We start from the raw sequence: 8,476 nt of genomic DNA, 5'->3' as shown, positions 1-8,476 counted from the left end.
CAGGTTGAGCTTGTCGAAGTCCAGCTCCTGGCCGATGCGGGCGTTCTCGACCTTGTAGCTCACCTGGCGAACCGGCGAGTAGAGCGAGTCGACCGGGATCAGACCAATCGGCGCGTCGACCGGACGGTTCGACACGGCGGGGACGTAACCCTTGCCCGAGTCGGCGGTCAGCTCCATGTTGAGCGTCGCACCATCGTCGAGGTGGCAGATCACGAGGTCCTTGTTCATGACCTCGATGTCACCGGTGACGGCGATGTCGCCGGCGGTGACGGCGGCCGGACCGGTTGCCGAAAGCTGGAGGCGCTTCGGACCATCGCCCTGCATCTTGAGCGCGATCTGCTTGACGTTCAGGACGATGTCCGTGACGTCTTCACGCACGCCTGCGAGCGACGAGAATTCGTGGAGCACGTTCTCGATCTTGATCGAGGTGATCGCCGCGCCCTGGAGGGAAGAGAGCAGCACGCGACGCAGCGCGTTGCCGAGCGTCAGGCCGAAGCCGCGCTCGAGAGGTTCGGCGACGAAGGTCGCCTTCAGCTTGGGGTCTGGTCCCGGCTTGATCTCAAGGCTGTTCGGCTTCTTGAGTTCCTGCCAGTTCTTGATGTTGACAGTCATGGACTTCCCCTGGGAGTGATGGCGGTTGCGTCCCGAAGGCCTGGTGGAGAGGCCCGGGACGTTCCGAAGACGGGCGGTGACCGGTCACCGCCCGCATTAGCTCGATCAGACGCGGCGGCGCTTCGAGGGACGCACGCCGTTATGCGGAATCGGCGTGACGTCGCGGATCGAGGTAATCGTGAAGCCCACGGCAGCCAGGGCGCGCAGGGCGCTCTCGCGGCCCGAACCCGGGCCCTTGACTTCGACTTCGAGGGTGCGGACGCCGTGCTCGGCGGCCTTCTTGCCGGCGTCGTCCGCGGCCACCTGAGCGGCGTACGGGGTCGACTTGCGGCTGCCCTTGAAGCCCATCATGCCGGCGGAGGACCACGAAATCGCGTTGCCCTGGGCGTCGGTGATGGTCACCATGGTGTTGTTGAAGCTAGCATTCACGTGGGCGATGCCGCTCGTGATGTTCTTGCGCTCGCGGCGCTTAATGCGCTGAGGTTCGCGTGCCATATCGTATATCCTGTCGAATTATCGCTGCGGGAAACCGAAAGCCTTAACGGCTCCCTCGGCTTACTTCTTCTTGCCGGCGATCGGCTTGGCCTTGCCCTTGCGGGTGCGCGCATTGGTGTGCGTGCGCTGGCCACGAACCGGCAGACCCTTGCGGTGACGCAGGCCGCGGTAGCAGGCGAGGTCCATCAGGCGCTTGATGTTCATCGCGGTCTCGCGACGAAGGTCACCCTCGACCGTGTGGTCGGCGTCGATGGTCTCACGGATCTGGAGCACTTCGGCGTCCGAGAGATCCTGGATACGGCGGGTGTGATCGATACCGAGCTTGTCGGCGATCTCGAGCGCCTTGGTACGGCCGATGCCGTGGATATACGTCAGCGCGATGATAACGCGCTTGTTGGTGGGGAGATTTACCCCTGCAATACGAGCCACTTAATTCTCCTGCTCCACAGAGGTGCGAGCGCGCACCTCCATCTCATCGCGAAAACACTCGGGGAAGTGAAATGGCAAAAGGCCCGGTTGGCGGTTACACGCGGGTGCTTTGGACACGCGGTATGGGCCTTCCGGACTGCCGTTTACTGACGAGTGAAGGGGGCGCTTAAAACGATTCGCGCGCAGAGTCAACGTTCCGCGTCAACGCCTGCGGCATCGACCGGGCGCCGCCCTCCGCCTGATCGACGGGGCGGATGTCGCGCCTGTGAGGACTGTTTAACGCAAATCGCGAGGCCAGTCAAAGTGCGTAGCACCCGGCCCTGTCCCATGGCGGCACCGCACGCATCGGACCTAGCGTCCGACGAGCGGCCCGTCACTGGTCATCGGCTTGCTCGAAAGCGGCACGATGTCGAGCCCGACCGCAGGATCCGCCGCTGCAGGCGCCTCGACAGGCGGGTCGGCAACGTCCGTCTCGATCTTCGGGAAGGCCGCCGCGAAGGCGCCGCCCAGCTTCTCCGTCAGGCGCTGGAGCTGTCCGCCGAGCATGCCATCCACCGCAGGCGCCAGTTTCTCGAACGGGGTGCGGGTGAAACCGCCCACGACGTATTCGAGCAGGACCTGCGTACCGCCCTTCCCGTCCGGCTTGAGCTGCACGGTAAGCGTGCCGATCGCCGCGTCCGACTGCAGCGGGCCGAGCGCCCCGCTCATACGCAGGGCGCGGCCGCGCTCCACGTAGATCACCCGCATGTGCTCGACGCTGCCGCGCGGCGTTGCCTTGGGCGAGCTTTCGTTGGGCAGCACTTCGCAGAAGCAGCCGCCCGCCCGCGCATCGAGCGTGAGGTTCGCGGCATCGCCGGACCAGGTGTGATCGGAGTCCCACCAGACCGAAGGCTTCACCAGCACTGCCCAGGTTTCCTCGGGCGTCGCCGGGACTTGCGCGACATGGCGCACGACGAAGCCGTTGGCCTCGACTTGCGCGACGCTCGCGCTTGCCGCCGAAGGAACGAGCGCCATGCCGGCCGCCGCCAGCGCAAATGCGAAAGACTTCATAAAGCTGCCCCTGCCCGGCCGTGAAGGCCCCGTCAATGTCGCGAAACCGTCCATGCCAGATCGCATGAAGCCCGTCATCCCTGTCGCGCACTTCGACGACAAAATGAAAAACCCGGAAGCGACCTGAGGCACTTCCGGGTTTCATTGTTCGGTTCACTCTGGAACAGGATCAGCCCGCGAGGATTGCCTCGATCGCCGCCGTCACCTCGTCCATGTCAGCCATGCCGTCGACTTTGGCGACGATACCGCGCGCTTCGTAGACGGGCAGGATCGGCGCGGTCTTGGCGCGGTATTCGGCCATGCGGGTGCGCACGGTCTCGGCGTTGTCATCCGGGCGGCGCTTGAACTCGTGCCCGCCGCACTTGTCGCAAGTGCCTTCGACCTTAGGCTTCTCGAAGGTGTCGTGGTAGCCCTTGCCGCAAGTGGCGCAGGTGAAGCGGCCGGTGATGCGCTCGACCAGAGCATCCTCGTTCACTTCCAGTTCGATCACGTGATCGAGCTTGCGACCGCGCGCTTCCAGAATGCCGTCAAGCGATTCCGCCTGCGCTTCGGTGCGCGGATAGCCGTCGAAGATGGCGCCGGTATCCACGCCCATCGCGTCGAGTTCGTCCCCGATCAGCGCCGAGACGATCGCGTCCGACACCAGCTCGCCACGCTCCATGACCGCCTTGGCTTCGAGCCCGGTCGGCGTCCCCGCCTTGACTGCGGCGCGCAGCATGTCGCCGGTCGACAACTGGCGCATGCCATGCTTGTCGACGAGACGCTGCGCCTGGGTTCCCTTGCCCGCCCCCGGCGGTCCCAGCAGGATAATGTTCACGCCCTGAATCCCCCTCGGTTTTACGTTATCGGCACGCGCCTCAGCGCATGCGGCCCTTCAGCTTGGCCTTCTTGATGAGGTCGCCGTACTGGTGCGCCAGCAGGTGCGACTGAATCTGCGTGATCGTATCCACGGTCACGTTGACGACGATCAGCAGACTCGTGCCACCCATGAACAGCAGCGGCAAGCCCGTCATCGACAGGAAGTACTCAGGCACCGTGCAGACGATGACCAGGTAGGCCGCACCGATCACGGTGATGCGCGTCAGGACGTAGTCGAGATAGACCGCAGTGTTCTTGCCGGGACGGATACCCGGAATGAAGCCGCCGTTCTTCTTCAGGTTGTCCGAGGTCTCTTCCGGATTGAAGACGACTGCGGTGTAGAAGAAGCAGAAGAAAATGATGCCCGCCGCGTAGAGCAGCATGTAGAGCGGCTTGCCGTGGCCCAAGTACTGGTTGAGCGAGACCACGATCTTGCCCATCGTCGAATCCGGCGTCAGCGACTTGCCGGCGAACTGGCTGATCGTCAGCGGCAGCAGCAGCAGCGAACTGGCGAAGATCGGCGGGATCACGCCGGCGGTGTTGAGCTTGAGCGGCAGGTGGCTGCGGTCGGCCTGCATCATGCCGCGCTGGGTGGCGCGCTTGGGATACTGGATCAGCAGGCGGCGCGTGGCGCGTTCCATGAAGCAGATCATCAGGATCATCGCCACCACAAGCGCGATCAGCGCGATGATGAGGATCGAACCGGTGTCGCCCGCCGAGTAGGCCGAGCCCAGGTTGCTGGCGAACGTCGGCATCTGCGCGACGATACCCGCCATGATGATGAGCGAGACGCCGTTGCCGATCCCGCGCGAGGTGATCTGCTCACCCAGCCACAGCAGGAACATGGTGCCGCCGATCAGCGAGATCACCGCGCCGACGCGGAACGGGATGCCGGGATCGACCACGGCGCCAAGACCGCGCGAGGTCGAAAGCGCCTCGAGACCGGTGGCGATCGCGTAGCCCTGCACGATGCACAGCAGCACGGTGCCGTAGCGCGTGTACTGGTTGAGCTTCTTGCGTCCGGCTTCGCCTTCCTTCTTCAGCGCGACGAGCGCCGGGTGGAGAGAGGCGGCCAGCTGCACCACGATCGAGGCGGTGATGTACGGCATCACGCCGAGCGCGATCAGGCTCATGCGCGAAAGCGAACCGCCCGAGAACGTGTTGAACAGGTCAAGGATGCCGCCCTGCGTCTGCAGATAGAGATCGCGCAGCGCGACCGGGTTCACACCCGGCAGCGGCACGAAGCTTAAAAAGCGGAACACGATGAGCGCGCCGATGGTGAACCAGATGCGGTTCTTCAGCTCGGTGGCCTTGGAGAAATTGGCCAGGCTGAGCGTGCTGGCGATGTTGTCGGCGCGTGAAGCCATGACGTTCTAAAAAGCCTCGAAGAATCTGATCGGACTCGCCCTTAGCGGCTCATGCCTGCCTTGTCGAACCCGGGAAGGAAACTGGCCATATAGACATTGGAACGATGTCGGGAAGACCCGTCCCGCACGAATCGGCTCCAGTGTGCCGCCCGCGCATCACATTTGTCGACACCTTACAGCAAGAGAGGGCGAAGCGCCCGGCGCCCGCCCTCTCCTTATGCCTTAGCGTGTCGCGCCGGAAATCAGGCCGCAGCCTCTTCCTTGGCGGGAACGATCACCGAACCGCCGGCCTTTTCGACCGCGGCAACGGCACCGGCCGAAGCGCCGGCAACGTTGAAGGTGACCTTGGCGGTCAGTTCACCCTTGGCGAGGAGGCGCACGCCGTCCTTGCCGCCACGGGCCAGGCCGACGGCCTTGAGCGCCGCGTGATCGACCACGCCGGTGACGTCCAGCTTGCCGGCGTCGATGAACTTCTGGACCAGGCCCAGGTTCACTTCCGCGAAGTCCTTGGCGAACTTCTTGTTCGAGAAGCCGCGCTTCGGCAGGCGCATGTGGAGCGGCATCTGCCCACCCTCGAAGCCGTTGATCGAAACGCCCGAGCGCGCCTTGGCACCCTTCTGGCCGCGTCCCGAGGTCTTGCCCTTGCCCGAGCCGATACCACGGCCGACGCGCATGCGGCGGTGACGGGCGCCGGCGTTGTCACGGATGTCATTCAGTTTCATGTTCTGCACTCGCTTTCGCTTTGAGTCGCGCTGATAGGAAGCGGCGCCCCTAGCGGATGAGGGCGCGCTTGTCACCCCGGATTCGGGAAGAGCGGGTCATCCCACATCCCGGTTTACACAGAAGAGCCTGTGAAACCCCGAGATTGTTCCTTTACAGTGAATGACTTGCGCCCATTCCCTGTGACCTTTCGCGTACGCCCTTCTCCGCTTCAGAAGCTATCTTCATCATCATAACTGTCTTTCCCGTGCAGGCGGGAACCCATCTCCTGACATTGCCTGTTGCGAAGACATCAGATGGGTCCCCGCCTTCGCAGGGCCACCATTGTTGTAACTCGCTAGAGATTGGTATCTGACACAGTGCCTACAGCCAAGAAGCTGATTGATTCACCCGACCAGCAGAAAGTCACTATTCCACTATCCTTCGCTAAATGACGGGCACGCCCTGTTCCTCCATAGCTTGCTCCAACTGGTGGATCATCAACGAGGCAGGATGTGAGAGGGTACGGCCGGACGCGCTGACGATGGAAAACGTGAACAGGTCGACATTCTGATCCTCCAGCGGAACGAAAATCAGCGATCCTGTCTCGATTTCTCGTAGTGCGCTGATCGAGGTTAGCCATCCGATCCCGATGCCGCGCAGTGCCAGCGCCTTGATCATATCGATGCTGCTGGCTTCCGCCACCCCGCGCGGCTGACCACCTAGATTGCGTGACCAAGCACGATCAAGCACCCGCTTTAATGACAACGCCTCGCTTGGCAAAATCTGCGGAAACTCGGCACATTCGGTCAGGGCCACTGACTCCTTGCCAGCGAGCGGATGATCGGGCCGCACAACGATACCCAGATCATATATAAGTGTGCGGTCGATACGGATTGTTGGATTATCCGGTGCATTGAAAGTGATCCCGAAGTCCACTTCTGCGGCAAGCACCTGCTCGATCACAGCCTGAGCGCCATAGACGTTGAGATTGAACTGGATCGCCGGATATTTTTTCTGAAAGACTTCGATTGCACCCGCCACAAGCTCCACGGCGCCTTCCACCATTGCAATCGACACCTGTCCACGTCGTAGTCCAACAAGATTGTCAATCTCGGAGCGCACGCGCTGCAGATCGCGCCGCCAGCGGCGGACGCTATCGATCAGCAACTCCCCGGCCGCAGTCATGCGCATGCCGGTAGGCGTCCGCTCGAACAGCTTCGTACCTAGTTCCTCTTCCAACTGAATGATCTGCCTATCCACCGCAGACGGGGCAATATGAAGAACATCGGCCGCGCGGCGCAAACCGCCCCGCCTGGCGACCTCGTCGAAATAAATGGCGGCGCGTCCGAGCAGCATCGCAATTCCCTACCTGTACGCATTTTCCGAACGACAATTCCTCTATTCTGCGATGGATCGGAACAGGTCGCAACGGTTAATAACGAGCCATCAGGACAAGGGCGGAGCAGAACCGGCGAAAGTATGCCGAATGCTCCCGAGTGGGGTAAATCGAAATGACCATCATGCCGGACAAGTCGAAGCTGCTATCGGGCGCTGCCGCGACCGCCATGTTCGTTTTCGGGGCACCTGCATTTGCGGCTGATGCGCCTGCCACAGACGCAGCGCCCAGCGATGCTAGCAGCACCGATATCGTCGTGACCGGCGAGAAGCGTCAGACGACGCTCCAGCAAGCGCCTCTAGCAATTACGGCGATCACCGCTGATAACCTCGCGCAGTCCAACATCACGCAACTGATCGACCTGAACGGTTTCGTCCCTGGTTTGACCGTCGCCAACAGTGGCAGCTTCGTACGGGTCGTTGCCATTCGCGGTATCGGCTACGAGGCCTCAGACAATCTTAGTGCCGAACCGGGAACGTCGTTCCACGTGGATGGCGTCTACATCGCGAGCCCTTATGCCCTGCAACAGGACTTCCTTGACCTTCAGCGCCTTGAGGTGCTGCGGGGCCCCCAGGGAACAGTCTTCGGGCAGAGCGCCACCGGCGGCATTCTCAACGCCATCACCGAGAAGCCGAAAACCGATGCTTTCGGCGTGAGCACAGAACTGGAGTTGGGAAACTACAACCTCGTGCGCGGAACGGCGACCGTCAATATCCCCTTATCTGATACGCTTGCATTTCGCGGCAGTGTTCAGCGCTATTACCATGACGGGTTCGCGAAGCAGACTTCGTTCAGTTCAAGCTATGGTAAATATGGCCTGGACGATGCCGATCGTGTCTCGACCAAGGGTTCGCTGCTCTGGAAGCCGACGGAGGAATTCACAGCACAGCTCACCGCGCAGTATTTCAATGCCGACGAGTACGGTGCGGCGCAAAAGAATGTTGACGATCCGGACCCAAATCCGCGCCACATTTCGCAAGACTATCCCAACAAGTATAAGCTCGACTTCTTTCTCACCTATCTCGATCTCCAGTACGATTTCGGACCGGTCACGATAAAATCGCTGACCTCCTATCAGCGTACGCGCAATCACAACCAGATCGACGTGGATCGTTTGGATTACGCGACCCTGGGCTACTACGATGTCCAGCCCTATTGGGATAACGATGTCGATGCGATCAGCCAGGAGATCAACGTCACCTCCAACGGGAATGGCCCTTTCAGCTATATCGCTGGCGCCTACTTCCTTTATCAGAAACTGGGTCAGCACATTCTGGAGCTTCAGGGTACAGATGCCGCCCCCTCGTTTGACGTAACCTATCCGGTCACTGCCTCGAACCTGCCATACAATTTCAACTATGGCCTCGATTCTAACCAGAAGCGCTACAGCTACGCCGGCTTCGCTCAGGCAAAGTATGAAGTGTCGAGCCAACTCAGCGGCACTCTCGGCCTACGCTTCAACCATGATGATTTTCACAGCTCTAACCTGACCAATTTCGGTCAGTACGGCGGTCCCGTCTATGCAAGCACTCATGAAAATGCACTTAGCGGCAAGGGCGAGATCGAC

Annotated in this window: 10 protein-coding genes; 2 read left to right on the top strand and 8 right to left on the bottom strand. The window is 61.6% G+C overall.

What is annotated here, in order from left to right:
- From LH128_RS18320 to LH128_RS18305, 4 genes are all read right to left on the bottom strand, one after another.
- Positions 1–612 (bottom strand): DNA-directed RNA polymerase subunit alpha (locus tag LH128_RS18320; RefSeq protein ID WP_008831164.1); only part of this gene is annotated, 612 nt, incomplete at its 3' end.
- A 105-nt stretch (positions 613–717) separates the two neighbouring features.
- On the bottom strand, positions 718–1,107 hold the full coding sequence (rpsK, locus tag LH128_RS18315; protein ID WP_008831163.1) for a 30S ribosomal protein S11: 390 nt from the start codon (positions 1,105–1,107) through the stop codon (positions 718–720).
- 60 nt (positions 1,108–1,167) lie between these two features.
- The gene (rpsM, locus tag LH128_RS18310; protein ID WP_008831162.1) at positions 1,168–1,536 is read right to left on the bottom strand and encodes a 30S ribosomal protein S13; all 369 of its coding nucleotides are present in this window, start codon (positions 1,534–1,536) and stop codon (positions 1,168–1,170) included.
- Positions 1,537–1,887: 351 nt separating this feature from the next.
- Complete coding sequence (locus tag LH128_RS18305) at positions 1,888–2,550, bottom strand: SRPBCC family protein (RefSeq protein ID WP_008831161.1); 663 nt, start codon at positions 2,548–2,550, stop codon at positions 1,888–1,890.
- On the opposite strand from LH128_RS18305, the gene LH128_RS33560 reads away from it, so the two are divergent.
- Positions 2,549–2,713, top strand: coding sequence for a hypothetical protein (locus LH128_RS33560; protein WP_172705106.1), 165 nt, complete (start codon positions 2,549–2,551; stop codon positions 2,711–2,713). The two genes, LH128_RS18305 and LH128_RS33560, sit on opposite strands and share 2 nt — an antisense overlap.
- Before the next feature lie 42 nt (positions 2,714–2,755).
- Here the strand turns inward: LH128_RS33560 and LH128_RS18300 are convergent, their stop codons facing one another.
- The 4 genes from LH128_RS18300 to LH128_RS18285 form a co-directional block, all read right to left on the bottom strand.
- On the bottom strand, positions 2,756–3,403 hold the full coding sequence (locus LH128_RS18300; protein WP_008831160.1) for an adenylate kinase: 648 nt from the start codon (positions 3,401–3,403) through the stop codon (positions 2,756–2,758).
- Between the two features lie 40 nt (positions 3,404–3,443).
- Positions 3,444–4,811 (bottom strand): preprotein translocase subunit SecY, encoded by a 1,368-nt coding sequence (gene secY / locus LH128_RS18295; protein ID WP_008831159.1) that lies wholly within the window; start codon positions 4,809–4,811, stop codon positions 3,444–3,446.
- Positions 4,812–5,053: 242 nt separating this feature from the next.
- Complete coding sequence (gene rplO, locus LH128_RS18290) at positions 5,054–5,533, bottom strand: 50S ribosomal protein L15 (protein WP_008831158.1); 480 nt, start codon at positions 5,531–5,533, stop codon at positions 5,054–5,056.
- A gap of 424 nt (positions 5,534–5,957) precedes the next feature.
- Positions 5,958–6,869, bottom strand: coding sequence for a LysR family transcriptional regulator (locus LH128_RS18285; RefSeq protein ID WP_008831157.1), 912 nt, complete (start codon positions 6,867–6,869; stop codon positions 5,958–5,960).
- Between the two features lie 155 nt (positions 6,870–7,024).
- Between LH128_RS18285 and LH128_RS18280 the strand changes: the two genes are divergently transcribed.
- The coding region (locus LH128_RS18280) for a TonB-dependent receptor (RefSeq protein WP_008831156.1) at positions 7,025–8,476 on the top strand (1,452 nt) is incomplete at its 3' end.

The sequence above is a fragment of the Sphingomonas sp. LH128 genome, assembly GCF_000293195.2.
Classification (GTDB): Bacteria; Pseudomonadota; Alphaproteobacteria; order Sphingomonadales; family Sphingomonadaceae; genus Novosphingobium; species Novosphingobium resinovorum_A.
This window is presented reverse-complemented; position numbering and strand designations above follow the sequence as displayed.